This window comes from Brevibacterium sp. FME17 (assembly GCF_014897515.1).
Lineage (GTDB): Bacteria > Actinomycetota > Actinomycetes > Actinomycetales > Brevibacteriaceae > Brevibacterium.
In genome coordinates, this window is the sequence record NZ_JABUYD010000013.1 from 34,774 (window position 1) to 58,220 (window position 23,447).

Here is a 23,447-nt window from a genome sequence, read left to right on the forward strand (position 1 = left end):
TCAATGTGACTGCTGTGACCTAATGCACAGTATTCCCTCTGCGTCGGTGGCGCAAAAGCTGGTCAGGAAATCGTGCCCCAGCATGCCCGATCCCACGTCGGCGATTCGCTGACCCACCTGCCCCACCGGTGACACGGTGGCCACCTGACCGGAGTCGATGTGCACCAGGGTCGCTGCCAAGGTGGTGACATCCTCGGCGTCATGGGTGATGATGATCGCGCTGCGACCGGTGAGAGCCTTGGCCAGCACTCGCCTGGTCTCGACCTTGACGTCGACGTCGAGGGCAGCCAAAGGTTCGTCGAGCAGCAGCAGCTTCGGGTCGACCACGAGAGCCCTGGCCAACGCGATCCTGGCCGCCTGTCCCCCGGACACAGCCTCCGGCGCCCGATCAGAGCAATGGCCGACACCGAGGCTGTTGAGCATGTCCTGCGCAGCCGCACGTGCTTCGCCGGCGGCCTGTCCTTGAGCATTGAGCCCGAAGGCCACATTGTCGATGACGTTCAGATGCGGGAACAGAAGCGGTGTCTGTGCGAGGTGGACGATTCCACGGGCGTGGATAGGAGGCCACTTATCGCATTCGAGGTCGAAGATGGTGTCCTCGCCGATGCGCAGGGAACCTGATTCGGCGGATATGGCACCGGTCATGAGTTGGAACAGGCTGGACTTGCCTGCCCCATTGCGTCCGATCAGAGCCGTCGTCGCCCCAGAAGGAATCGAGAGGCCGATGTCCAGACCACGCTCGGGTACAGACGCGCAGAGATGGATCGCGGAGGCGCTCGCCGTCCTCGGTTCGATGCCTCTCGCCTGTGACCCGCCCGCCTGAGCCACTCCCATCGATGGTGTCGTCGGCTCGGATACCCGGAGGGTCTGTGCTCGGAGTCTGGGTGTGCGGAGTCGGGGTGCGTGAGGGGAACGATAGGCGAGGACGATGATGATCAGGGCGACGGCGATGAGGAGCAGAGACAACGCAATTGCTGATTGCGGGTCGGTTTCCCGGACCAGATAGATCTGCAGCGGCATCGTGCGGGTGACGCCGGAGAGGGAGCCGGCGAAGGTCAGGGTCGCACCGAACTCCCCCAACGCCCGTGCGAAGCAGAGAACGGCACCGGTCATGATCCCCTGGCGCAGGAGCGGAAGCGTGACGTGGAAGAACACGCGGTTGGGTGTGGCGCCGAGTTCAGCGGCGGCGAGTTCGAAGTCCTGGCCGCGGGCGGCCACAGCCGTCTCGACGGACATGACCATGAATGGCAGTGACACGAAGATCTGTGCGAAGACCACTGCTGCCGACGTGTAGGCCAACCCGAGTCCCATGTCGGCGAGCAGGGATCCGAGAGCCGCGGTTCGTCCCCAGGTGTAGAGAAGGGCCAGACCGCTGACGACCGGTGGCAGGACGAGCGGAAGCAATATGAGCGTACGGATGACGCGTTGTCCGCGGAAGTTCCGGGTTGCCAGCAGGTACCCCAGAGGAAATCCGATGACCACGCAGGTCAAGGCCGCAATAATGGAAGTCAGCAGCGACAGACCCATCGCCAAGCGTGATTCAGGTGCCAGGATGACCTCGCCGAGGTGGCCCGGATCGATTCGTGCGACCAGACCGATGATCGGGACCAAGAGGAAGGCGATGCCGAGCGCAGCGGGAATCCACAGCCACCTCGGCAGCGCCGAGTGATGGTGGCGTGTACGCGTCTTCGTCATCATGGGGAGGAGAATCCAGCGTCTGTCAGCGAACGTGACGCTTCCTTCGACGCTAGGAACTTCACGAAGGCATCGGCGGCGTCCTTATTGTCGCTGGCGTCAACGGTGGCTGCGGGGTATTTGTTGATGACCTTGTCGGCGCCGTCGAGTTCGACCTCTTCGACATCTCCTCCTGCGCGGGCGACATCGGTGACGTATACGATGCCGGCATCGGCCTGACCTGCGCTGATTTTGCCCAGCACATCGGTGACGGAATTCTCCTCGCTGACCGGATCGAGCGTGACAGAGTTCTTTTTCGCCCACGTCTGGGTCGCCGCACCGCAGGGCACCTGCGGTGCACAGACGACGAGGTCCTTGCCGGCGAAGTCCTTCGAGGTTTTGATCTTGCCCGGGTTTCCCTCGGGGACAGCCAGAGTCAGGGTGTTCGAGGCGAAGATCGAGGGCTGTCCGGCCAGCAGGTCCTCTCCGGCGAGAGTGTCCATGGTCTTCTCATCGGCGGTGGCGATGACGTCTGCCGGCGCCCCTTCGGAGATCTGTGCGACAAGGTCCGAGGATCCGGCGAAGGAGAATTTCACATCTACATCAGGCTCAGACTTGGAGAACTCTTCGGCGACCTCGCCTAACACCTCAGTCAAGGAGGCCGCGGCGAAGACGGTCAGAGCCGTCTTCTCCCCGGATGGAGAGTCCGAATCTGTGCCGGTGGAGCAGGCGGTCAGTGAGAGCAGTGCGACGATGCAGGCTGCGGACAGAAACTTCATCTCTCCATTAAACCCGCATTTGCACTCAGAACGTTAATCCATCTCCGCAATTGCGGACAATAGATGGTTGAATGAGCGAATTCACTGCCTCAGCGAACACCTGCCGTGTCGATGGAGACCATTGTCGCCTTCACCGAGGCCGTGGCAAGGCTGCCGGGTCCGAGTTCAAGTTGCCTGCATGCTTCTGCTGACATCAGGGATACGACCCGGAACGGACCGCACTGGAGGCTGACCTGGGCCATCACGCCGTCGATGACAACGTCGGTGACCAGTCCAGCGAATCGGTTGCGCGCGGAGCTGACGACTCCTGTCGGATCTTCGAGGGCGGCCGAACTCGACTGAGCCAGGGCCACGAGTTCGCGCCCCTCGACCACAGCACGATTGGAGGTGTCCTTACGCTGGGTCAGTTTGCCTTCGCTGACCCACCGGCGGATGGTGTCATCACTGACTCCGAGGAAACGGGCCGCGTCGCTGATGCGCAGTTCGGTCATTCGAGGGCACCGACCCATTCGTCGTCACCGTCGGCGAAGAACTGGTGCTTCCAGATCGCCACCCGGGCCTTGACCTCATCGATGAGCTCAGAGCAGGCGGCGAAGGAATCGTGACGATGTGGTGAGGCGACGACCGCGGCCAAGGCCACATCGCCGATCTCGAGGGCACCAACGCGGTGGACGACGGACAGACGCACGGCCGGATGCTTTGCCGCAATCTCAGCGGCCACCTCGGCGATCTGATCACCGGCCACTGGATGGGACTCATACGCCAGCCGGGTGACTCCTCGCCCCCCGTCATGGTCGCGGATGACACCGGAGAAGCTGACCACAGCGCCACAGGTGTCGTCGAGGACATCGGGTTCAAGAGCAGCAGTGCTGATCGGGGTCTCGACGATGCCGGTGTGGATGACGCTCATGCTTCCCGATTCCAATCGCCGCTGCGTCCACCCGACTTCTCGATGACCTTGATGTCACCGATGATCGCCTGGTTGTCGACGGCTTTGATCATGTCGAAGATAGTCAGCGCGGCGATGGACACAGCCGTCAGCGCCTCCATCTCGACCCCGGTCTTCGACACGGTCTTCACCGCACCGGTGATGCGGACGCCTTCATCGAGGAGTTCGAAGTCGACATCGATGCCGGTCAGCGGCAGAGGGTGGCACAGCGGGATGAGCTCGCTGGTGCGTTTGGCGCCCATGACTGCGGCGATACGGGCCACGGGCAGGGCATCGCCCTTGGGCAGACCCGCCTCGGCGATGATATCGATCACCTCGCTTCGGGTGGTGATGAGTGCGGTGGCGACGGCGCGACGTTTGGTGACGTCCTTATCGCCGACGTCGACCATATGGGCGGCACCGGAGTCGTCGATGTGCGTGAGTGTCATGTGATCTTCCACGTCTTCAGCCTATCGTCTGCGCCGTGCTCGGACTCATTCGCCTGCGCCCCGGAAGCTGCTGACCGCGCTCCGGAATCTGTCGGTGGGATGAAGACCAGATGTGTGCTCAGGGCGTAGTTGTGGAGCAGATGCGAACGTGCGCCCCCGACAAGCTTGAGGCCTTCGGCATCCATCACGGCCCGCCGCACCTGCAGCTTTCCACTGGGCGGAGCCTCATCGAGGCCCCCGAGGAGCCGGTGGTATTCGGTCTCGCGAGGTTCCTCATCCACGGCCAGACCCAGCAGTGCAGGCCGAATGAACATCTCGAAGCTGATCAAGGCGCTGACGGGGTTACCGGGCAGAGCCACCCAGGCGGTGTTCGCCAGATGCCCGCATCCCTGCGGCCCGCCGGGCTGCATCGCGATGGGCTCGAAGACCATGCTCGACTCTCCATCGAGGTCAGCAGCGAGTTTGACGACCTCATGGGCGCCCTTCGAGATCCCACCGGTGGAGATGACGAGATCGCAGTCGGCACCGCGAACGGCATCGAGCAGCGCCTGGGGATCGTCGGGGACGGTGATGATGGATGTGTCGACACCGAGGCGACGCAGGCTGGCACCCAGGGTGATCGAATTCGCGTCGTGGATGCCGGCAGCGGCTTCGGCCGTGATCTCATCCCCGGTGCTCACGATGAGCACACGCGGCAGACTTTGAACCTCGAGCGCGGTGATTCCGCAGGAGGCCGCGACGCCGAGGTGAGCCGGCGTGAGCATCAGACCAGCATCGAGCACCGTTGTCCCGGCGGTGACGTCGCTGCCACGAGTGCGCACGAAGGTGCCGGGCCGAGGGCCTGTGTCCGTGCTCGGCAGTGCGATAGTGATCTCCGGCGCACCGAATTCCGCCGGGGCTGTGGCCTCGATGGCGATGACGGTGTCCGTGCCCTCCGGCAGCGGCGCCCCTGTCATGATCTCGATGACGGCACCGGGTGCCACTTTCTCACCGATGGCGCCGGCAGCGACCCTTCCGCGAACGGGCAAGGGGCCGTAGACTGTATGGGCATTTCCCTGCGCATCGTGATCAGGTCGTTGTGCTGCGGCATTCAGAGTAGAAGCCGCCACGGCGTATCCGTCCATGCTCGAATTGTCGAAGCCGGGAACGTCGATGGGCGAGGCGACGCTGGTCGCGAGCCTGCGCGGTGCATCGAGGAGGTCACTGATCGACACGGTCTGTGTGTCTAGGAGTGCAGAGATCGTCTCTTGGACACGGTGACGATGCATCATGGCGGTAGTCATGGGACGATGATATCCATAATGTTGATCAAGGAGGATGGCAGAATGCGGAAGATCAGCCTGCCCACACCTGTACTGAGGACTCCAACCGTGGACCCGGGTGAGACGTTCACAGCGCATCAGGAGGATTCGCTCCTGGACACCTTCGGCAGACGAGCCCGAGACCTGCGCATCTCGCTGACCGATTTCTGCAACCTGCGATGCAGCTACTGCATGCCCGAAGAAGGTGTGGAGTTCATGTCTCGCGATGCGGCGATGACGGCCGAGGAGATCATCCGCTTCGTGCGCATCGGGGTGGAGAAGTTCGGCGTCGACCAGGTCAGATTCACCGGCGGGGAACCGTTGACTCGCAAGGACGTCACCGACATCGTCGCCGGAGTCGCCGCGCTGGAACCCCGGCCCAATATCGCTCTGACGACGAATGCCATCGGTCTCGATAAGCGCGCGGCGAAGCTGCGGGACGCGGGACTCGACCGCATCAATGTCTCTCTCGACACCGTCGACCCTGAAACCTTCGCCACGATCACTCGCCGCCCGTTCCTCAACCGGGTGCTCGAAGGAATCGAGGGTGCCCAAGCCGCAGGTATGGACCCTGTGAAGATCAATGCTGTTCTGCTGCCCGGTGTCAACGACGGCCAGGCTCCAGAACTGTTGGCATGGTGCCTCGAGCGCGGACTCAAACTGCGCTTCATCGAGCAGATGCCCCTCGACGCCGGACACTCCTGGGAACGCGGCACCATGATCACGGCCGCTGACATCTTCGCTCTGCTTGAGCCCGATTTCGTCCTCACCCCGGATTCGGCCCCTCGGAACGGTGCTCCGGCAGAGAAGTTCCTCGTTGCCAGTAGGGATGACCCGGAGACCATCATCGGCGACGTAGGCATCATCGCCTCGGTGACCCGTCCGTTCTGCGCCGACTGCACCCGCACCCGCCTGACCGCAGAGGGACGGGTGCGCACCTGCCTGTTCTCACACACCGAGGTCGACCTGCTCACCGCCATGCGCGGTGGTGCCGACGATGAAGCCATCGCTAATCTGTGGAAGGGCGCGCACTGGAAGAAGCTGGCGGGTCACGGCATGGATTCCGAGTCCTTCGAACAGCCCCAACGTCCCATGAGCGCCATCGGAGGATAAGTGCCCCAGATCAGAGTCCGGTTCTTCGCAGCCGCACGAGAAGCCTTCGGAACAAAGGAATGCACCGCGACTGCGGCGACCATTGACGAACTGATCGCGACGCTGACGAAGGATGCCGGTGCGGAGGCGACAACAGTCATCTCCCGTTCAAGCTTCCTGGTCAACGCGATCGCGGCCACAGATCCTCGCGCGGCTCTGAGCGAGGGCGACATCGTCGACGTGCTCCCACCTTTCGCCGGCGGCTGAGAGTGTCAGTGCGACTGGGATTCTAAGTACGGCACGGAGTCTCAGCGAGGCAGTGACAGATACGCGAGATAGCCCCCGGAGACCGAGGTGACATCCGCACCCTGTGCACGCAGCTGAGCGCAGGCCCGCGAGGAGCGCACGCCCGAACGGCAGTAGAGTGCGACTGGCTCCTGATCGGCGATCTGTCCGGGATCGGCGAGGAGAGCGTCGATGGGGATGTGCTGTGCTCCGGGGACCATTCCTCCCGAGACTTCTTCATCGTCTCTGATGTCGACGAGGTGCGTGCCGGGTGCGATGTTCGCCCACGTCACGCTCGGATCCGTGCCCGCTGAGGTCCCAGACGACAACCCGTTTTCGTGTACACCGTGTTCGCCGTGCTCGGCACCATAGTCGCCGAGGTGGCTCTCCAGGTCCCTGACCGGATCCCGGTGCGGTATCCGACCTACCGGAACGCTCTCCCAGCTGGCGTCGAGGCTGCTGTGGATGGAGACCGCGTTGTAGAGCGGGGAGCCGATGCCGGTGAGAATTTTGATCGTCTCCATCGCCATGGCTGCACCGATGCTTCCACACAGCGCCCCGAGGACTCCGGCAGTCGCACAGTCCGGGACCGACCCGGGTGCGGGGACGACCGGGTAGAGGTCGCGCAGGGTTGACCCCTGGGTGGTGTCGAAGACAGCGACCTGGCCGTCGAATCCGAGGATCGTGCCCCAGACGAGGGGCTTCTCAAGGATCTCGCAGGCGTCGTTGGCTAGGTATCTCGTCGCGAAGTTATCGCTTCCGTCGATGACGATATCGACGTCACCGATGAGGTCGAGGGCGTTGTCCGGTGTCAGCAGCACCGGGTGGGTGATGATGTCGAGGGTCGAGTTCAGCTCGCCCATCCGCTGTTTGGCAGATTCGACCTTCCGATGGCCCACGCGTGCCTCAGAGTGGATGAATTGGCGGTGCAGGTTGCTCAGTTCCACCGTGTCGGGGTCGACGATGCTGATGCGTCCGACACCGGCGGCCGCCAGATACGTCAGGACCGGTGCCCCGAGCCCACCGGCGCCGATGACGAGTACATGGGAGTTGAGGAGCGCGGATTGGGCCTGCGGGCCGAAACCGCTGAGGCGGATCTGGCGTGCATAGCGTGCCGTGTCCGCAGAACTGAGCGCATGTCCTGACATGTGCCTCAGTCTAGTCGGCATCGACACTCAGACACCTCGCCATCGCCGCTCGGGCAGCTTGGCATTCGAACTCATGCTTGGAATCAGCAGTCAAGGACCTTAATGGTGTCCCCGTCGCGAATGGCCCCTGGGCCTTGCGGGACTCGGATGATGACATCGGCGCCGGAGAAGTCTCGCAGTCGTGAACGTTCGAAAGCTGCGATCTCTCCCCCAATGTTGAAGCAGCCAGGCACCAGGCTGAGGGCCTTGCCGTGGCCACTGATTTCGGGGCCAGCGTAGACAGCCTTCTTCCACCGCGCCGCGAGAGGACTGGCCTCGATGACCGATCGTGCGAAGAGGTGGAAGGACAGGAGTGCCCCTGTCGGAGTGCCGGGGAAATGCAGCAGAGGGACATCGTCGCAGCGTCCGTAACCCTGGGGCCCTCCGGGGCGCATCGTCAGGCGCAGGAACGTCGAATGGTCATCGCTCAGGGTCTGTCTGACGACTTCGAAGGCACCGGCACTGATCCCGCCGGTCGTGATGATCAGGTCAACGCAGTCGCGGAGCTCGTCGATGATCTGTCGGAAAACTGTCGGGTCATCCCCGCAGCTGCGTTCGACTGGAATGGCTCCGGCCGCAGTGATCGCGGAGCTGAGCATGGGCAGATTCGAGTTGTGGATGAACGGCTGCGCCGACTCGCCAGGATCGGCGTGCAGCTCTGCCTGCAGCTCGTCCCGGGTGTGCAGTTCATCTCCGGTGACGATGAGGCCGATGGTCAGTGGCCGGTGGACGCTGATGGTCTCGCATCCCATCATGGCCAGTGTGCCCACACCCGCAGAATTGATCACCTCACCGGCGCGGATGACGACGTCCCCACTCAGGGTGTCCTCCCCCACCGTCCTGATGTTCCAGCCAGTTCGCAGCCCCATGGGCAGCGAAGAGACGCGGATCCGGTCGGGAGCCGACCCCGTGCGCTTGGCATCGGTGAGCTCGACGGGGACGACCACCTCGGCGGTGGCGGGCACCTGAGCTCCGGTCATCACTCGCACGGCGGTGCCGGGTTTGATGTCGACCGGCTTGGTGCCGGCGGGGATGTCGCCGCGCACAACCACCTCGGCGCCGGCCCGGGCACTGGCCAACGCCTTCTTATCCAATGCGAATCCGTCCATCGCCGAGGTGGCGAAGCCGGGGATGGGAGCATCGGCGATCACCTCTTCGGCAGCGATTCTGCCGAGCGCTGACTCCGCGGGAATCGACTCCACGGTACGGTCGGGGGCCGATGAGATGATGAGTCGGCAGTATTCCTCTGGTTCCACTGATGTCCTTTCGCCTAAGTGAGATCCTACGAGGACTTCCCGATTCGAGCACTCATGTTCGGACTGTGGTGATTTAGAGTGTCAAGCGTGGACACACAAACGCGATTCGAACCTGATTCCAAACGATTCGACCTCGTTTCCTGGCCAGGACTGGCCGCAGCCCTGTTGGCACTGTCCGCTTTCATCCTGTTCGGGCTCGGAACCACATTTCCCGAGTTGAGAGCCTTCGGGTATCTGCCGATGGTGGCCTCCCTCATCGTCGCATGGATGGCCGATCGAGAATTTGCCCGCGACCTCAGCGTCATCGCCGGCAGCCTGGGGCTGATCTCCTCGATCTCGGTGGCCGCCGACATCTCGTGGACCAACATCGCCCGCATGGGGGTCGTGCTCTCTGCGGTGGTGATCATCCCCTGGCTGATCACTCGTTATGGGTTCAAGGACCGGACAATCGTCTTCCCTCTGCGTCGGGGGCAGAAATGGTCGCGGTTGGAATGGGCCTGGCTGCTGTTCGTCATCGTCGTCGCCTGGCTCATCCTCCCCCAGTACTTCATGCGCACCGGGGTCTACCTCAATTGGCCACCGATGACCCAGTGGGATGAGATAGTGCGTCTCTTCTTCGGCGTCAATGCGGTCGGGATCTGGGACGAGCTGTTCTTCATCTGCACCGTCTTCGCCCTGTTGCGCAAACACTTCGCCTTCTGGACCGCGAACGTCTTCACCACCATCATCTTCGTCTCCTTCCTGTGGGAGCTGGGCTACCGATCGATCGGGCCGGTGCTGACGATCCCGTTCGCACTCGTCCAGGCCTTTATCTTCACTCGGACGAAGTCTCTGCCCTACACCGTGACCGTTCATCTCCTCTTCGACGCGCTCGTCTTTCTCACGATCGTCCATGCCCATCATCCCGATGCGCTGCCCATCTTCATCGGGGTGTGACGAAACGCCCCAGCTCACACGGCGTGAGCAGGGGCGTTTCAGACACTTTTGAGATCGTAAGGGAACCGCCGAGGTGTCAGCGGATTCCGCGCAGTGCCTTCAGCATCGGCTTCGTCAGGGTCAGAGCCAGCAGACCGAGGATGATCGAGGCCGCACCGATCGACGTCCAATACGGCGTCTGGTTATCGGCGGAGTAGTACCCGCCCAGCACACCGGAGAGTGCGGTTCCCACGCCTGAGGCGAGGAAGAACACTGCGATCATCTGTGATTGGAACACCTTCGGTGCCACCTTCGAGGAGAAGGACAGCCCGATCGGCGAGATCATCAGTTCGGCGAAGACGAACAGCAGCAGGATGAATGCCACCCACAGCAGAGGCGTCTCATGCTCTCCGGCATTGGCGTACGGCAGGAACAGCAGGAACGCGATACCGATGATGATGAGTGAGAATCCGGCCTTGACCGGGGTCGAAATCTGTCGTGTGCCCAGCTTGAACCAGATCGCTGAGAATACTGGCGCGAAGGCGATGACGAAGATCGGCGGGATCAGCTGCAGCCAGTTGATCGGCATCTCCCATCCGAAGATCACACGGTTCATCTGCGAATCGGAATAGGCGGTCAGCGTCCCGAAAATCTGCTGATACAGCGACCAGAAGACCACACAAGTGATGAAGAACGGAATGAACGCCAGCACACGTGAGCGCTCGTCGGCGTTGGTCTGCGGGCTGCGGAACATGACGATGAAGTAGCACGCCGCTGCACCGGCCGAGATTCCCGCGATCCACCAGTCCACGTTCTCCGGATTGACGATATGCGACATCCACAGCACGACGATGAGCACGACGACGAGGGCAATGGCTGAGAGGAACAGGTAGAGCTTCGAACTCGGCAGCGGATTGACCGCTCCCCGTGACTCATCGGGCAGGTTCTTTCGACCTGTGGCATAGATGATCAGGCCCAGAGCCATACCGACGGCGGCGGCACCGAAACCGAAGTGGAAGCCGATCTGCTTCTGCAGAAGGCCGGTGATGAGCGGTCCCAGGAAAGCGCCCAGGTTGACGCCCATGTAGAAGAGGGTGAAGCCGGCATCTCTGCGCGGATCCTTCTCTGAGTAGAGTTCACCGACGAGGGCAGAGGCATTGGCCTTGAGGCCACCTGAGCCCAGCGCGACAAGAATGAGTCCGGCGGCGACTCCGCCGAAGCCGGGGATGAGCGCCAGGCAGATGTGGCCGACCATGATGATGATGGCCGAGTAGAAGAGGATCTTCTCCGCACCGAGGATTCTGTCCGCCACCCATGCGCCGAGGATCGTGGCAAGGAAGACTGCGCCGCCGTAGGCACCGACGATTCCGATGGCCGTGGGCTGAGGCATACCCAACCCGCCGTCGGTGACCTTGAAGTACAGGTAGATGGCGAGGATGCCGTTCATCCCGTAGTAGGAGAAACGCTCCCACAGTTCGAGGCTGAAGAGCTGCATGAGCGGAAGTGGGTGCCCGAAGAAACGGGTGTCGTTCCGCACGTCCTCAGTCGTTGAGGTGCTTGATGACATATCGTGCTTTCCGTTGTGGCGTGCAAACGCGCACTGTGGTGCGCGATTCACTGTGAACAACCGGCAATGCTACTCCCCGATATTGCTCAGGTCACACGATCTCAATCCTGGGACGCCGCGTCCCAGAAGGCGGAAACTACGAGTGAACCAGGTCTCTTTTTCGCGCTTTTCTGCCGACGAAGACGTTGAGCAGACCGGCGACGAGGACGAGTGCGGAAGCCGCCATCGGAACAGCCATTGCGGCCGAAGTTCCGGCCTCCTCGGCGAGGATTCCGTTGACTGCCGACGCCACCGACTGGCCGACGATGATCGCGGAACCGGCCATGGACATGATTGTCGCCGAACGACCGATGGGACTGCGCTCAGCGGCAAGGCTGAACAGGGTCACCAGCGTCGGTCCGACCGCGCAGCCCATGAGCAGGAGGGCGATGACCACGGTGGCCATTGAGGTCGATGACGCCATGATCACTGCGCCGATGAGCATCAGCGGTGCGAATGACAGCAGCCTGGCCCACAGTGCGTAGCGCGGGGAGAACACCGCGACGGTGATCGCGAGAATGGCGGATCCGATGCCCATGATGCCGTAGATGAGACCCGCTTCCTCGGGGCGTCCGAGGTCGTTCGTCAGTGAGGTCAGCGCCGTCAGCGTCGACCCGAAGACGAGCCCGATGCCGAAGACGCCGAGGATGATGACGAAGACGCCGAAGGTGAACAGCTCCTTGGCCGGGGCCTGGACTCGTGGCTGTGCCGAGGTGCTGACGACGGCCCTGCCCGTGGGGTGGAGGGCGAATGAGGTCACGAATACCAGGGTCATGATCACGGCACCGATGATCGGCGCCACCGGGTGCAGGGTTGTGGCGAGGAGACCGACGATGAAGGGGCCGAAGACGAACACGAACTCATCGGCGGCCGACTCATAGGCCATGGTGCCGTTGAGGGTCTTCTGCTGTCTGGGGCCTGAGAGTTTGGACATGATGATCTCGACGAGGCGAGAGCGTGACATCGGGGCGACCTGCGGGGCAGTGGCACCGATGGCGAAGGCGGCTAGGAGCACCACGGAATCAGGCAGGGGGCTGAAGACGACCCAGGCCATGAAGACCAAAGCGATGCTGTTGAGCAGGCCGATGGTCAGCAGCACGCGTCGTTGACCCCAGCGGTCCGCGGCAGCACCGATGAAGGAGCCGAAGATCGCCGTCCCCAGGCCGACCATGGCTGAGTTGATGCCGCCCAGACTCAGCGACTCACGACCGGCGACGACGAGGGTGAGGACTCCGATGACCACCATCGCATAGGGCAGGCGGGCCACGAAGGCGATCGGGAAATAGCTGCGGCCCACGATGGTCAGCAGCTTCGGTGCTGCGATCGCGTCGGGACGGGTGCGGGTTTCGTTGCCGGGCATATCAATCCAGTTTCTCCCCCATCTCTGCGATGGGGATCGGTGCCGCCGTGGTGACCTGGATCGAATCACTCGGTAGATGCACTCTGTTCACTCTGTCGGCGCAGTTCGGCGCTTCTTCCAGGCTACCGGGATCGGCACGCGCACACGAGGGTGCTTGCGAACTTCAGCGCTTGAGCTTGCTCACCATCGTCGCCGGGCACAGACCCCACTCTCACCCGCGACTCAGTAAGAATGCAGACGAGAATGGGAAGATGGCGACATGAACTTCCTCTCTCGAGTTGTCGTCAACGCATGTGCGATCTGGGTCGCTGCTTGGATCCTGCCTGGCGTCGTCATCGAAGGAAACCCAGTCGTCGAGGACCAGACCGGAGCGATCGCTGCCACGATCATCTCCTACCTCGTGATCGGGCTGATCTTCGGATTGGCGAACGCGTTCATCAAACCGATCCTCAGTTTCGTGTCCGCACCCATCACGTGTCTGACCCTGGGCCTGTTCTCGATCGTCATCAACGCGATCATGCTGGCCCTGACCAGCTGGCTCAGCGGCTTCACCCCATTCGAGTTCACTCTCGACAGCTTCTTCCCCTCGGCCATCCTCGCTGCGATCATCGTCTCGATCGTGTCTGCGCTTCTGGGCTGGCTGGTGCCAGAGAAGAGCTCCGCACGCGACTGATCGATTACCGCCGCAACTCGGGCGATCCTCGGACCCGGAATCTTCTCTACTGCGTGTAGACTTACTGGCAGTGTGTCAGTCTGCACCCCAATGACCGTCGGAGGAGAACATGTCCAACATCGCCACTACGAAGAGAACTCGTAACTCAGCATCGTTCGCTGACGTCATCGTCTTCATCGTCTCGTTTGCCCTCTTCGTGTTCGGTCTCTACCTCTTCGGTGTCGGATTCTACGGTGCCGCTGGTACCGAGTTCTGGCTCTTCTGGGCGGGCCTGCTCGCCTCGTGCTTCGCCTTCCTCATCCCCATGGTCTATCACTGGGCCGTCGACCGTAAGGCCTGACACCCGATAGTCGCCAACAGAAGGGCCGATGCGTTGATTCGCATCGGCCCTTCTACTTGCCGCAGAGGCGCAGCCATCGTTGCCGACGACGTCCTCGCGCTGGGTTCAATCTCGACCGCGGCAGAAATCCATGATCGCCGAGGCGGCTTCGTCGGGACGCTCATAGTGGACCAAGTGCCCCACACCGGAGAGTTCGACGAAGGTGGCATCGCTGAGTCCGGCGACGAACTTCCGTGTCGCTTTGATCGGAGCGATGGCGTCCTTGTCCCCTGCGATGACGAGAGTCGGCATGCTCAGCCGGTCGCTCACCTCGGTGACGGTATGAGCGACAGAGACGTCGAAGGCCGCTGCCAGTGAAGTCCGATCGCTGAAAGTGGAGAAGTGCCGTGCATGCTGGTCGTGGATATAGCGCCGCAGTCCGCGATCTTTTGTCGTGGCCATGACCTCACTCATCGCCCGGACGATGACGGGGTTGGCCAGCAGCTGATGTCCGATCTCCTCCGGCAGCTGGGCGCCGAGGGTGTAGTAGAGGCGAGTCAGCGCTGTCAGCACCTTCGCCGAGCCTTCGAGTGCCGGGCTCGTGATCGGGTTGATAAGGACGAGCTCAGGAGCCGTCGTCGGCTGCCGGGCTGCCATATGAGCAACCAGAATGGATCCGAAGGAGTGGCCGAGAACGATCGGTGCGAGCTGCCAACGCGCGCTCACCTCGGCGATGAGCCCGACCAGATGAGCGTAGTAGCTGTCGAGACTCAGACCTCCTGGAAGAGGAGCGTTCAGCCCGAATCCGGGCAGGTCGGCGACGATGACATCACGGTCGCGGATTGTTCCTGCGATGAGGTCCATCCCGTGGTGGTCACCGCGGAATCCGTGGACCATGAGGACGGGGCGAGTGACCGTCGAGTCTGAGGAATGCACCCACGCTGCCGTCGGGTGGCCATCGACGATGAAATCGGTGCGAGACGCAGGCGAACGACTCACTGCGCAGGTGCGGTATCCGCTGCCCGACGAGGCACGACGACGACGGGCACCGGCAGCACGCGCAGCAGTCTCCTGGCACGAGCACCGATGAAGACTCGACCGCCTCGGCCGAGCCTGCTGGAACCGATGAACGCGATTTCGCCTGGCTGGAAGTCCACGTTGGCCGCAGCATCCTCGATGTCGGCCCCGGCCTGTGACTTCACGACGGCGCGGCCCGATTCAAACATCGTGGCTGCGCGTCCGGCCAGGACCGCTCCTCCGTACTCCTCGGCGAATTCTCGGATCTCGACAGTGTCGTCGTCGGCGAGTCCGTCGCTCTCGATCAAGGACAGCAGGCGCAGGTCGACGTCGAGGGCTGAAGCGGACTTTATTGCCGCGCCGATGAGGGCTGCCGCTCCGGGCCGTGCTCCGAAGAGTGTGGTGATTCGGGAAACGGGGCCGATGTCCGAATTGCCTGAGGGAGCCAGAACCACGGGGACCTCTGAGGAGTGCAGCAATGAGGTTGCGACCGTCCCGATGCGGAACGAGCGCATCAGCGTCGTGGCACGAGCACCGATGACGATGCCGAGTGCGCCCTCGTCTCTCGCCACCTCCATCAGGCCCTTGGACTCATTGGACGAGGTGTGAATGACGCCGCGAGCAGAGACATCGTCGGGCACAAGGGCCAGAGCCTCATCGAGCCAGTCTTCAAGCTGCTGCGAGACGATCCCGGAACCGTCCTGCGGTATCGAATTGCCTGCAGTGAAGGTCGATGACTCCGGACGCACAATCGTCACGATGAGTTCGATCCCGGCGGAGCGCGCCAGTGAAATGGCCAGAGCGATGGCGTCGCGTCCACGGTCGGTGGCGATGTATCCGACGATCAGTCGTCGAGTGGGGGCAGCTGGCTGTGACATTATCTTCTCCCAAAGAGTCGCGAGTCTGAGAAGATTCTACGTCGCCATGTCACCATTCTTCGACCTCACGTTCCGGTGACTGTGGAAAGGTGATTCTGATGGAGATTGTGATTCTGAAACTTGAGTTGATCGGTGACAGGTCATCGGACTCGAACAGACCCGATTAGACGATGATTCCCATTAGCCGAAATAAAGTTCAGAAATAATGAACAGAACTCACACAGAGTTCTTCACCTGTGATAAATTCGTCAGTGCAATCACGGATTCGCATAAACTGTAGAATTGCATTTGAACACAATGAGCGCTGACGCCGCTCACACGAGATCCAAGACCAAGAAAGGAGCGCAGGAGCATGTTGAAACTCATCGCATTTCCCCATCCCCAGCACCGCTGGATCGGAATCACTGCCTGCTTGATTGGCGGACAAGGGCTCGTCGGCTGAATTCCAGCCGCCTCTTGCGTCTTTCTCCATCGGTCAGCTGAACACCGGTACGTTTCCTCCCGCAGGGTCATCGTGCTTTCATGCCGCACTCGCGCCACTGTCGGCGCTTGCTCGCAGCATCGATGCATGTCCTGAACTCGCGTAGGACACCGTCGTTCACCAGGTGCGTTCGTTCCCGGACATCACCGACCCTGCGTGTTGTGAAGCCACTCATCCGACTGCATCTGCCCCTGGGCAGGCACCGCTGTGTCGTCTGATCCTCACCGAGTCTCAGACTGTTATGCGGTCATCGATCAGTGCATTCATCTCACAGAAGTCGCTTTCATTCGGCACACTGAGCCTTTCATTCGGCTCATTGAGTTCGAACATTTTCACTAACCCTCATTTGGGCGTTTCCCCTGCCCGAAAACATTAAGGACTCATTTTGTCTACGGCATTTCCATTCACCTATCCACGGCGCATAGCGCTGAGCACCGGGCTCAAGCTGATCCAATGGGCTCGCCGCCCGACAACCACCACCGAGGATCGCCTCCAGGCCGCACGCGAACGTCGCAACGCGCAGATTCGCCAACTTGCTCGAGAGGAGCGGGTGAAGGAGCAGCGCGAACGCGACGTAGCGAAGTACCTCTACTATGTGCGGCCGATGATCTGATGCAGGTGGCCGGGACCGGGGTTCGCCCGGTCCCGGCCGCCGTCGCTGCCCCCACTCTCGTCACAGGTTATGCTCCCTCCACTGATTCAGCTCCAGTCGCCGCTTGCAGGCCCGAGTGTGGTCAGCGTCACTGTCGCCCGATTTGTCGTCCCGCGTGCACCTGAGTAATATTGAACCAGCAAGCGGGGGTATGGCGCAGTTGGTAGCGCGTCTCCATGGCATGGAGAAGGTCAGGGGTTCGAATCCCCTTACCTCCACCGTACGAAGGACCCGGTCTCATCACGATGAGACCGGGTCCTTCTTCACTTCCACGCCGCTGCTGGTGGCCCTCAAAAGCCGCGGCTCTAGGTCAACAGCCGTCTGTGGCTCTCTCAGTCAGCGACCGGCCTCGAGATTGAGCAGGGTCCGTTTCTTCCCTACTCCCCAGGCGTAACCTGTCAACGCCCCGTTCGCGCCGATCACACGGTGGCAGGGAACGATGATGCTGATCGGGTTCCGACCATTGGCCGCTCCGACTGCCCGGGCCGCCGTGGGCCTGTTGATCCACACAGCGAGTTCCCCGTATCCGGCAGTCGTGCCATAGGGAATCGTCGTCAGCGCCTGCCAGACCTCCCGTTGGAATTCTGTGCCCTGTGGTGCCAAGGGGAGGTCAAATGTCTTGAGGGTGCCGGCGAAGTACTCGGCGAGCTGCTCCCCTGCCTCGACGAACACGTTCATCTTCTCGTCGATGACCGGCTCGACACCACCAGTCGTTTCCAGTCGCTGCAGAATTTGGTCGAAGTCGTCCAGGTAGAGCCCGGTGAGGTGCTCACCATCCGAGGTGAGAAGGATCTTTCCCACTGTGGACCCTATGACCGTGTAGCTCACTGTGTTCGCCGTGGGGTGGGTCAGTGTCATCGTCATTGTCTTCTTCGCTTCCGATTCGCGGTGCTGTGGGTGGCTGTGTCTGTGGGTGTGTCTGTGGGTGATTCTGCGTCTGTCCCGGTTGGTCGGTGTGATTGCGTTGCGGGCGGTACTGCCGGGGATGCCTGGGGCCGCGCGTGATGGGCCCACATCAAGTGCGTGACGTAGGACCGCCAGGGTCGTAAGCGTTCCAGCTGCTGGGCCCAGTCGGTCATGTCCGTGCCAGGACCATTGAGCTCGTCGATCGCCTTCTTGACCCCGAGATCGGAGCTGAGCAGGACATCGGGGTCCCCCAGCGCTCGCATCCGAATATAGCCAAGACTCCAGGGCCCGATTCCGGGGATCGCAAGCAGGCTGTCGTTGACTTCTGTGCGGTCGCACCCTGGCCCCAAATCGATCGAACCGTCTGCCAGGTGTGCGCTAAGCACCCGAAGCGTGTCGATCCTGCGCCGCGGCAGTGACCAATGTTCTTCCGGAATCTCAGCGATTTCGGCGGCCGTGGGAAACACTCGGTCGACGGTGCCGACCCTCAACTCCTCGGGCAGTGACTGCCCGTGGGCGCTTACCAGACGCTTCAGATGGGTCTGTGCGGCGATGACCGAGATCTGCTGTCCCAGGATCGTTCGGATGGCGAGTTCGACTGGATCGCCGGTGCCCGGAGAACGGATGCCCGGGTAGCGGTCGATGAGTTCGGAGAGTCCTGCCTCTTCCAGGGTCGCGCGCACAGCGAGGGGGTCCGCGTCGAGGTCGAGGATTCGTCTGGCTCTGGCGACCGCACTTCCGAGATCCCGGCTATCGGCCAGGCGGAGGTGGCATTCGATATAGTCCCCAGCGCCCGGGGCCAGTGTCAGGACAGCCGGTCCATGCGCCAGGCGCAGTGAACGGGTGTAATGATCACCGGTGACGTCTTCGACCCCAGGGATCGCGCGCACCGCCAGATACCTGAAGAGGTGTGTATGGTCGAGAGGCGCGCGGTACGCCAGGCGAACCGTGATGCTCTGAGTGCCGTGCCGGGCTCCTGCATTGTTGCGCAAATCCCGTGGAGTGGACGAATAGACTGCGCGGAAGGTGTCGTTGAACTGACGGATGCTTGCGAAGCCGGCGGCAAAGGCGACTTCACTCATGGACAGCGTTGTCGATTCGACCAATGTGCGAGCGGTCCTGATACGTTCAGTGCGGGCGATGGCCAGCGGTCCGACCCCGAGTTCGGACTGCAGCACTCGCCCCAGCTGCCGTGGGCTGTATCCCAGCGCCGAGGCGAGCCCGGAGATCCCCGCTCGGTCGACGAGGCCATCTTGGATGAGCCTCATGGCTCGAGCCGTAACATCGGCTCGGGTGTCCCACTCCGGCGAATTCGGGCTGGCATCGGGTCGGCACCGTTTGCAGGCCCGAAAACCTGCCTCAGTCGCTGCCGCTGCGGTCTGGTAGAAGTCGACGTTTTTACGCAGAGGAGTTCTGGCCGGGCAGGACGGCCGACAGAAGATGCCGGTTGACCGAACCGCGGTGAAGAACATTCCGTCGAAGCGCCTGTCCCGCCCGGCCACCGCTTGATAGCACTGATCTGTGGTGAGCATGATGCCATTCTGCTCCCATTCCCAAGACTTTACTAGCGGTTTTCGGACACGACGGTTTCCGGGAGGATGAGCGGTACTGCGCGGACCAGGAGGAGCATGAAGACCAGTTCGATCATCGTCTGCGCAACGACCGCGGCCGGGCCGATGCCGTCTGCGGTGATGGCCCGCACGATCGGGAGCATGACCAGTGAATTGCGGGTCACGCCAGTGAATACGAGGGCTCTGCCCTGCCCCACAGACAGCGGCAGTGTCCGCGCCAGGACCCATCCGAAGCCGGTCATGATGGTTGCGAACACGACGAAGGCCGCGATGGCACCACCCAACTTCGACAGCTGTGGGGCGATCAGCGGGACCTGTGCCGCGGCGATCACGGCCAGAGTCGCCATCATCAGCAGAACCATCGATTCCGAGACGACCCGGACGGAGCGATCTACGATGCTCGATCGGCGAGAGAGCAGGCGCACCCCGATGGAGGCACCCAGCGGCACGATGATGAAGATGACGAGTGCGGCGATGAATGGCCCGGGAGTGATCGCAGCGGCTGCTGTGTCTCCCAGAGTCACCCACAGGTAAACCGGAAGCAGAATGATCTGGACGAGCATAAGCACTGGTGTCAGTGCGAGCAGACGTGTGTAGGCCCCGCCGGCCAGTTTGGTGAAGACGAGGACGTAGTCGATACAGGGGGTGAGGAGAACGATGAGGACGGGCACGACGACCGTCTCATGCAGAGGAATCACGGCATAGAGGCCGGCCACGAAGAGCGGGACGAGAACGAAATTGGTCAGGGCAACGGCGCCCAAGAACTTCATGTCGGAGAAGGAGTCTCGGACCGCATCGAACGGGATGTCGAGGAAGGTCACGAACAGGAGTGCGATGAGGCAAGGGGTGATCGCGGCTGTGGCGATCGTCGGCGCCGTTGGCAGGCAGAGGCCGATGAGGGCGCCCATGAGTATGGCGGTGAAGTACCAGAGAACCTGATGCCTAGCCAGTGACGCGAGCACGGCGGGTTGGTCAGCCGTTCTCGGGCCAGTAGTAGCTGTCAGGCAGTGCCCGCCTGCCGAAGATGGCTTGGCCCACTCGGACGCAGTTCGCTCCTTCTTCGATGGCCACCTCGTAGTCCCCGGACATGCCCATGGAGAGTTTTCCGCTGCCGATCAGCTCCGGGTCGGTCTCCTGCGCCTGATCTCGCAGGGTGCGCAGACGCTGGAAGCAGGTGCGGACACGGTCGATGTCGGAGGAGAACACCGCCAGAGTCATCAGCCCCTGGACCTTCAGGGTCGGGAACTGCGGCAGTTCGCGCAGGAAGCCCAGGAGTTCCTCCGGCGGCATTCCGAACTTCGACTCTTCAGCCGAGGTGTTGACCTGGACATAGACGTCGAGGCTGCGGCCCGCTGCCTCCAGACGCCGATCGAGAGCTGCTGCGACTTTCAGTCTGTCCAGTGCTTGGAATTCGGACGCGAACTTCGCCACGTCCCGGGCTTTGTTTGACTGCAGGTGACCGATGACAGCCCAGTCGATGTCAAGGTCAGCCATCTCATCTGACTTCCGGAAGGCCTCCTGCACCTTGTTTTCGCCAAGCTTGTGACACCCAGCGGCTACGGCCGCCCGGATCCTCTCCTGCGGGACCGTCTTGCTCACGGGCAGCAGTTCGATCTCACCGGGCTCACGGCCTACCCGCTCAGCTGCGGAGGCGATGCGCCGATTCACCTCGGCGATGTTGATCCGGAAGTCCTCAACGTTCTCAGCAGTCGAGTACTCTCCGTTGTGGTCCAGACCCTCGTCCACGCTCATATCCTCGTCCATATCCTCGTCCATATCCTCATGGTACCCAGAGTGTTTCAGGCAACGATCCGCGCTCGCCCGGCCGGAATCCGGTCGGTGTATTCCAGGGCATCATCCCAGGCAGCGGCGAGCCGGGGGCCGACCTCGCCCAATTGTGCCTCGGCGACCGTGTACGGCAAGCGGATCCACCTGTCCAGGCCCCCAGCAGGGGCGAAATTGGGTCCCGAGACCAAACCGAGTCCGTGTCGCCTGGCCGCGATGGCCAGCGCCCCCGAGCGGTCCTCGGGCAGTCGACACCACAGCGCCATACCTCCGCTGGGGACAATGACCTGCCACGAGGGAAGATGAGCGCGCACCTTTGCTGCGAGACTGTCCCGGGCCGCGCGCAGTTTGTCTCTGTAGTCGGCAACGATTCTGTCATGGTCGCGCATGAGTTCGACGGCGACCAGCTGCTCGAGCACAGGAGCGCCGAGGTCGAGACTCAGTCGGGTGGATGCCATCCCCTCGATGCGGTGGGCAGGAATTCGCATCCATCCGACTCGGAGTCCACCCCAGGAGATCTTACTGGCGCTTCCTGCCGTGATGGAGTCGGGCACGAAGGCCGCCATCGGGGTTGGAGTCGGTTCGCCATCAAGGCCCAGCTCGACCAGAGACTCGTCGAAGATGGGCACCACTGAATTGCGGCTGAGCATGGCCCCGAGTTCGGGCCGTTGCGCTTCGGGCAGGAGTGCACCGGTGGGATTGTGGAAGTCGGGGATGAGGTAGGCCGACCGGACCCGCGTCTGGCGGGCGATATGGTCCATGGCCTCGATGTCCCAGTGGTGCCCGGCCGAACCTCTCTCGAGAGGGTAGGGAATCAGGGAGACACCTGCGCCTTCCAGGGTTGCGATTGCGTTCGGGTAGGTCGGGCTTTCGATGAGCACCCGGCCCCGGCCCTCGTTGAGACCACGCACTGCGATGGACACGGCGCCGAAGGCCCCCGAGGTGATGAGTATCTGATCGGGATCGGTGCGGACCCCGCGCGCCGTGTAGCGTTCGGCGATGAGCTCTCTGAGCACGGGCAGTCCCGAGGGGTAGTAGCCCGTACCGGGCAGATAGGCGTGAATCTGCGAGACCGCACGTTCGTAGGCTGCCAGCAGCCAGGGCGGTGCCACAGCGGCGGTGCAGGTGAGGTCAATCTCGGCCTCGTCGGCTCCAGCAGGGGTCAGGAGGTGATCGATTCGCCCACCCGGGACTTCCGGGAGTTGGACCACGCTTCCCGAGCCGCGCCGCGTGATGACGAAATCCTGTTCACGCAGCTTCGCAAAGGCACGGGTGACCGTCGTCCGAGACAGCCCCGTCGCGGCGGCAACCTCGCGTTCGCTGGGCAGTCTGGCCCCGACCGGAATGCGTCCGTCACCGATGGCGCGCGAGATCGCGGCAGTCAGCGAATCATAGGCCGGACTGGGCCACGGCCCTATGCCGATGATGTCTGTCAACCTGGGTCCGCTCATGATCGGCGTGCTCATAGCATCCTCGCTGTGTCGATGACTCATCCACCGTGGCGGTGTCGATATGACCACTTTCTTCCAATTGGCTATTTTTTACAAGGCCAGTTCGGGAGATGATGGTGATATCAGTTGGAACGACCCGGAAAGACCTACGATGCCATCGACACCTGTACCGAAGCGCGAACTCGCGAATATCGGTCCCATCCAGCAGCTTAAAAGCGGCCGACTCCCCCGTCGATTGCCGCAGCTGCTCTTCGGCCTCTATCTCTATGGCGCCTCGATGGCCATGATTGTGACTTCCGGGCTGGGCATGATGCCCTGGGACGTCCTCCACTCGGGCATCATCAAGCACCTGCCGCTGACATTCGGCACCATCGTCACGATCACCTCGTTCCTCGTCCTCCTCATCTGGATCCCTCTCAAGCAGCAGCCCGGACTCGGGACGGTGCTCAACGCCCTCCTGATCGGTCCCGCCCTCGACCTCACACGCCTGTTCCTGCCCCAACCCGAGGAGCTGTGGTGGAACATCGGACTCCTCGCTGGTGGCATCATCCTCAATGGGGTCGCTTCGGCGATGTACATCGGCTCACAGTTCGGCCCCGGCCCTCGCGATGGCCTGATGACTGGGCTGTCGCGGGTCACCGGAAGGTCCATCCGACTGGTGCGCACCCTCATCGAAGTCACCGTGGTCATCGTCGGCTGGCTGCTCGGCGGCGTCTTCGGCATCGGCACCGCGCTCTATGCGGTGGGCATCGGACCGATCACGCAGTTCCTCCTACCCACGTTCACTGTCGAACTCAAACCACGTCCCCAGCCCCAGGCCCGGGACTGAGGCTCAAACAGAACTCACACGCTTCGGCGTCCGTCTCCGCGTGAGCGTCGAAG

General features: G+C 62.4%; 24 protein-coding genes and 1 tRNA gene. 8 read left to right on the forward strand and 17 right to left on the reverse strand.

The genetic code is table 11. The features are described from left to right. From INT40_RS12740 to INT40_RS12765, 6 genes are all read right to left on the reverse strand, one after another. The gene (locus INT40_RS12740) at nucleotides 1–1,698 is read right to left on the reverse strand and encodes an ABC transporter permease (RefSeq protein WP_226831268.1); all 1,698 of its coding nucleotides are present in this window, start codon (nucleotides 1,696–1,698) and stop codon (nucleotides 1–3) included. After that, nucleotides 1,695–2,453, reverse strand: a complete 759-nt coding sequence (modA, locus tag INT40_RS12745; protein ID WP_193096191.1) for a molybdate ABC transporter substrate-binding protein — start codon at nucleotides 2,451–2,453, stop codon at nucleotides 1,695–1,697. The genes INT40_RS12740 and modA overlap by 4 nt, the downstream gene beginning before the upstream one ends. Nucleotides 2,454–2,542: 89 nt before the next feature. Next, on the reverse strand, nucleotides 2,543–2,944 hold the full coding sequence (locus tag INT40_RS12750; RefSeq protein WP_101574624.1) for a TOBE domain-containing protein: 402 nt from the start codon (nucleotides 2,942–2,944) through the stop codon (nucleotides 2,543–2,545). After that, on the reverse strand, nucleotides 2,941–3,363 hold the full coding sequence (locus tag INT40_RS12755; RefSeq protein ID WP_193072088.1) for a molybdenum cofactor biosynthesis protein MoaE: 423 nt from the start codon (nucleotides 3,361–3,363) through the stop codon (nucleotides 2,941–2,943). Before INT40_RS12755 ends, INT40_RS12750 begins: the two co-directional genes overlap by 4 nt. Then, nucleotides 3,360–3,830, reverse strand: a complete 471-nt coding sequence (gene moaC, locus INT40_RS12760; protein WP_101574622.1) for a cyclic pyranopterin monophosphate synthase MoaC — start codon at nucleotides 3,828–3,830, stop codon at nucleotides 3,360–3,362. The genes INT40_RS12755 and moaC overlap by 4 nt, the downstream gene beginning before the upstream one ends. Next, nucleotides 3,827–5,113: a molybdopterin molybdotransferase MoeA gene (locus tag INT40_RS12765; protein WP_226831271.1), complete on the reverse strand. Its 1,287-nt coding sequence runs from the start codon at nucleotides 5,111–5,113 to the stop codon at nucleotides 3,827–3,829. The genes moaC and INT40_RS12765 overlap by 4 nt, the downstream gene beginning before the upstream one ends. A 42-nt stretch (nucleotides 5,114–5,155) precedes the next feature. Here INT40_RS12765 and moaA point away from each other — a divergent pair, with 42 nt between their 5' ends. Together moaA and INT40_RS12775 are read left to right on the forward strand one after the other, a co-directional pair. Further along, nucleotides 5,156–6,244: a GTP 3',8-cyclase MoaA gene (moaA, locus tag INT40_RS12770; RefSeq protein ID WP_193072087.1), complete on the forward strand. Its 1,089-nt coding sequence runs from the start codon at nucleotides 5,156–5,158 to the stop codon at nucleotides 6,242–6,244. Then, complete coding sequence (locus INT40_RS12775; RefSeq protein ID WP_193072085.1) at nucleotides 6,245–6,490, forward strand: MoaD/ThiS family protein; 246 nt, start codon at nucleotides 6,245–6,247, stop codon at nucleotides 6,488–6,490. Nucleotides 6,491–6,531: 41 nt separating this feature from the next. Here the strand turns inward: INT40_RS12775 and INT40_RS12780 are convergent, their stop codons facing one another. Together INT40_RS12780 and INT40_RS21220 are read right to left on the reverse strand one after the other, a co-directional pair. Further along, entirely contained in the window at nucleotides 6,532–7,656 is a 1,125-nt protein-coding gene (locus INT40_RS12780; protein WP_101574620.1) for a ThiF family adenylyltransferase, read from the reverse strand. 83 nt (nucleotides 7,657–7,739) lie between these two features. After that, on the reverse strand, nucleotides 7,740–8,951 hold the full coding sequence (locus INT40_RS21220; protein ID WP_101574619.1) for a molybdopterin molybdotransferase MoeA: 1,212 nt from the start codon (nucleotides 8,949–8,951) through the stop codon (nucleotides 7,740–7,742). Between the two features lie 87 nt (nucleotides 8,952–9,038). Here INT40_RS21220 and INT40_RS12790 point away from each other — a divergent pair, with 87 nt between their 5' ends. Next, entirely contained in the window at nucleotides 9,039–9,887 is an 849-nt protein-coding gene (locus INT40_RS12790) for a CPBP family intramembrane glutamic endopeptidase (RefSeq protein WP_257930269.1), read from the forward strand. Between the two features lie 76 nt (nucleotides 9,888–9,963). On the opposite strand, the gene INT40_RS12795 is transcribed toward INT40_RS12790, so the two are convergent. Both INT40_RS12795 and INT40_RS12800 read right to left on the reverse strand, forming a co-directional pair. After that, on the reverse strand, nucleotides 9,964–11,433 hold the full coding sequence (locus tag INT40_RS12795; RefSeq protein WP_101574617.1) for a peptide MFS transporter: 1,470 nt from the start codon (nucleotides 11,431–11,433) through the stop codon (nucleotides 9,964–9,966). A gap of 136 nt (nucleotides 11,434–11,569) precedes the next feature. Beyond that, nucleotides 11,570–12,832, reverse strand: a complete 1,263-nt coding sequence (locus tag INT40_RS12800; RefSeq protein WP_193072083.1) for an MFS transporter — start codon at nucleotides 12,830–12,832, stop codon at nucleotides 11,570–11,572. 259 nt (nucleotides 12,833–13,091) lie between these two features. Between INT40_RS12800 and INT40_RS12805 the strand changes: the two genes are divergently transcribed. Beyond that, the gene (locus INT40_RS12805; protein ID WP_101574615.1) at nucleotides 13,092–13,505 is read left to right on the forward strand and encodes a phage holin family protein; all 414 of its coding nucleotides are present in this window, start codon (nucleotides 13,092–13,094) and stop codon (nucleotides 13,503–13,505) included. A 109-nt stretch (nucleotides 13,506–13,614) separates the two neighbouring features. Next, nucleotides 13,615–13,845 (forward strand): hypothetical protein, encoded by a 231-nt coding sequence (locus INT40_RS12810; RefSeq protein WP_101574614.1) that lies wholly within the window; start codon nucleotides 13,615–13,617, stop codon nucleotides 13,843–13,845. A gap of 105 nt (nucleotides 13,846–13,950) precedes the next feature. Here the strand turns inward: INT40_RS12810 and INT40_RS12815 are convergent, their stop codons facing one another. Both INT40_RS12815 and INT40_RS12820 read right to left on the reverse strand, forming a co-directional pair. Next, nucleotides 13,951–14,823, reverse strand: coding sequence for an alpha/beta fold hydrolase (locus INT40_RS12815; RefSeq protein WP_193096192.1), 873 nt, complete (start codon nucleotides 14,821–14,823; stop codon nucleotides 13,951–13,953). Next, the gene (locus INT40_RS12820; RefSeq protein ID WP_101574612.1) at nucleotides 14,820–15,719 is read right to left on the reverse strand and encodes a universal stress protein; all 900 of its coding nucleotides are present in this window, start codon (nucleotides 15,717–15,719) and stop codon (nucleotides 14,820–14,822) included. Before INT40_RS12820 ends, INT40_RS12815 begins: the two co-directional genes overlap by 4 nt. Before the next feature lie 866 nt (nucleotides 15,720–16,585). Here INT40_RS12820 and INT40_RS12825 point away from each other — a divergent pair. Together INT40_RS12825 and INT40_RS12830 are read left to right on the forward strand one after the other, a co-directional pair. Beyond that, entirely contained in the window at nucleotides 16,586–16,813 is a 228-nt protein-coding gene (locus tag INT40_RS12825; RefSeq protein ID WP_193072081.1) for a hypothetical protein, read from the forward strand. Nucleotides 16,814–16,997: 184 nt separating this feature from the next. Then, nucleotides 16,998–17,070: transfer RNA gene (locus INT40_RS12830), tRNA-Ala, on the forward strand. Between the two features lie 118 nt (nucleotides 17,071–17,188). Here INT40_RS12830 and INT40_RS12835 read toward each other — a convergent pair. Genes INT40_RS12835 through INT40_RS12855 form a run of 5 tightly spaced genes read right to left on the reverse strand, consistent with a single transcriptional unit; the run spans nucleotide 17,189 to nucleotide 22,580 of the window. Then, nucleotides 17,189–17,716, reverse strand: a complete 528-nt coding sequence (locus INT40_RS12835; protein ID WP_319020915.1) for a methylated-DNA--[protein]-cysteine S-methyltransferase — start codon at nucleotides 17,714–17,716, stop codon at nucleotides 17,189–17,191. Continuing rightward, complete coding sequence (locus INT40_RS12840; RefSeq protein WP_193096193.1) at nucleotides 17,713–19,290, reverse strand: DNA-3-methyladenine glycosylase 2 family protein; 1,578 nt, start codon at nucleotides 19,288–19,290, stop codon at nucleotides 17,713–17,715. Before INT40_RS12840 ends, INT40_RS12835 begins: the two co-directional genes overlap by 4 nt. 32 nt (nucleotides 19,291–19,322) lie before the next feature. Next, on the reverse strand, nucleotides 19,323–20,291 hold the full coding sequence (locus INT40_RS12845) for an arsenic resistance protein (protein WP_193072078.1): 969 nt from the start codon (nucleotides 20,289–20,291) through the stop codon (nucleotides 19,323–19,325). 10 nt (nucleotides 20,292–20,301) lie between these two features. Next, nucleotides 20,302–21,105, reverse strand: coding sequence for a YggS family pyridoxal phosphate-dependent enzyme (locus INT40_RS12850; RefSeq protein WP_226831274.1), 804 nt, complete (start codon nucleotides 21,103–21,105; stop codon nucleotides 20,302–20,304). A 23-nt stretch (nucleotides 21,106–21,128) separates the two neighbouring features. Continuing rightward, complete coding sequence (locus INT40_RS12855) at nucleotides 21,129–22,580, reverse strand: PLP-dependent aminotransferase family protein (RefSeq protein WP_226831276.1); 1,452 nt, start codon at nucleotides 22,578–22,580, stop codon at nucleotides 21,129–21,131. Nucleotides 22,581–22,716: 136 nt separating this feature from the next. Here INT40_RS12855 and INT40_RS12860 point away from each other — a divergent pair, with 136 nt between their 5' ends. Next, nucleotides 22,717–23,394: a YczE/YyaS/YitT family protein gene (locus INT40_RS12860; protein WP_101574607.1), complete on the forward strand. Its 678-nt coding sequence runs from the start codon at nucleotides 22,717–22,719 to the stop codon at nucleotides 23,392–23,394. Nucleotides 23,395–23,447: the final 53 nt, after the last annotated feature.

Excerpts from the sequence above, each read along its gene's own strand:
- INT40_RS12740 (WP_226831268.1), bottom strand. The coding sequence starts at position 1,698 with ATGATGACGAAGACGCGTACACGCCACCATCACTCGGCGCTGCCGAGG.
- modA (WP_193096191.1), bottom strand. The coding sequence starts at position 2,453 with ATGAAGTTTCTGTCCGCAGCCTGCATCGTCGCACTGCTCTCACTGACC.
- INT40_RS12750 (WP_101574624.1), bottom strand. The coding sequence starts at position 2,944 with ATGACCGAACTGCGCATCAGCGACGCGGCCCGTTTCCTCGGAGTCAGT.
- INT40_RS12755 (WP_193072088.1), bottom strand. The coding sequence starts at position 3,363 with ATGAGCGTCATCCACACCGGCATCGTCGAGACCCCGATCAGCACTGCT.
- moaC (WP_101574622.1), bottom strand. The coding sequence starts at position 3,830 with ATGACACTCACGCACATCGACGACTCCGGTGCCGCCCATATGGTCGAC.
- INT40_RS12765 (WP_226831271.1), bottom strand. The coding sequence starts at position 5,113 with ATGACTACCGCCATGATGCATCGTCACCGTGTCCAAGAGACGATCTCT.
- moaA (WP_193072087.1), top strand. The coding sequence starts at position 5,156 with ATGCGGAAGATCAGCCTGCCCACACCTGTACTGAGGACTCCAACCGTG.
- INT40_RS12780 (WP_101574620.1), bottom strand. The coding sequence starts at position 7,656 with ATGTCAGGACATGCGCTCAGTTCTGCGGACACGGCACGCTATGCACGC.
- INT40_RS12795 (WP_101574617.1), bottom strand. The coding sequence starts at position 11,433 with ATGTCATCAAGCACCTCAACGACTGAGGACGTGCGGAACGACACCCGT.
- INT40_RS12800 (WP_193072083.1), bottom strand. The coding sequence starts at position 12,832 with ATGCCCGGCAACGAAACCCGCACCCGTCCCGACGCGATCGCAGCACCG.
- INT40_RS12805 (WP_101574615.1), top strand. The coding sequence starts at position 13,092 with ATGAACTTCCTCTCTCGAGTTGTCGTCAACGCATGTGCGATCTGGGTC.
- INT40_RS12810 (WP_101574614.1), top strand. The coding sequence starts at position 13,615 with ATGTCCAACATCGCCACTACGAAGAGAACTCGTAACTCAGCATCGTTC.
- INT40_RS12820 (WP_101574612.1), bottom strand. The coding sequence starts at position 15,719 with ATGTCACAGCCAGCTGCCCCCACTCGACGACTGATCGTCGGATACATC.
- INT40_RS12835 (WP_319020915.1), bottom strand. The coding sequence starts at position 17,716 with ATGACGATGACACTGACCCACCCCACGGCGAACACAGTGAGCTACACG.
- INT40_RS12840 (WP_193096193.1), bottom strand. The coding sequence starts at position 19,290 with ATGCTCACCACAGATCAGTGCTATCAAGCGGTGGCCGGGCGGGACAGG.
- INT40_RS12850 (WP_226831274.1), bottom strand. The coding sequence starts at position 21,105 with ATGGACGAGGATATGGACGAGGATATGAGCGTGGACGAGGGTCTGGAC.
- INT40_RS12855 (WP_226831276.1), bottom strand. The coding sequence starts at position 22,580 with ATGAGCACGCCGATCATGAGCGGACCCAGGTTGACAGACATCATCGGC.
- INT40_RS12860 (WP_101574607.1), top strand. The coding sequence starts at position 22,717 with ATGCCATCGACACCTGTACCGAAGCGCGAACTCGCGAATATCGGTCCC.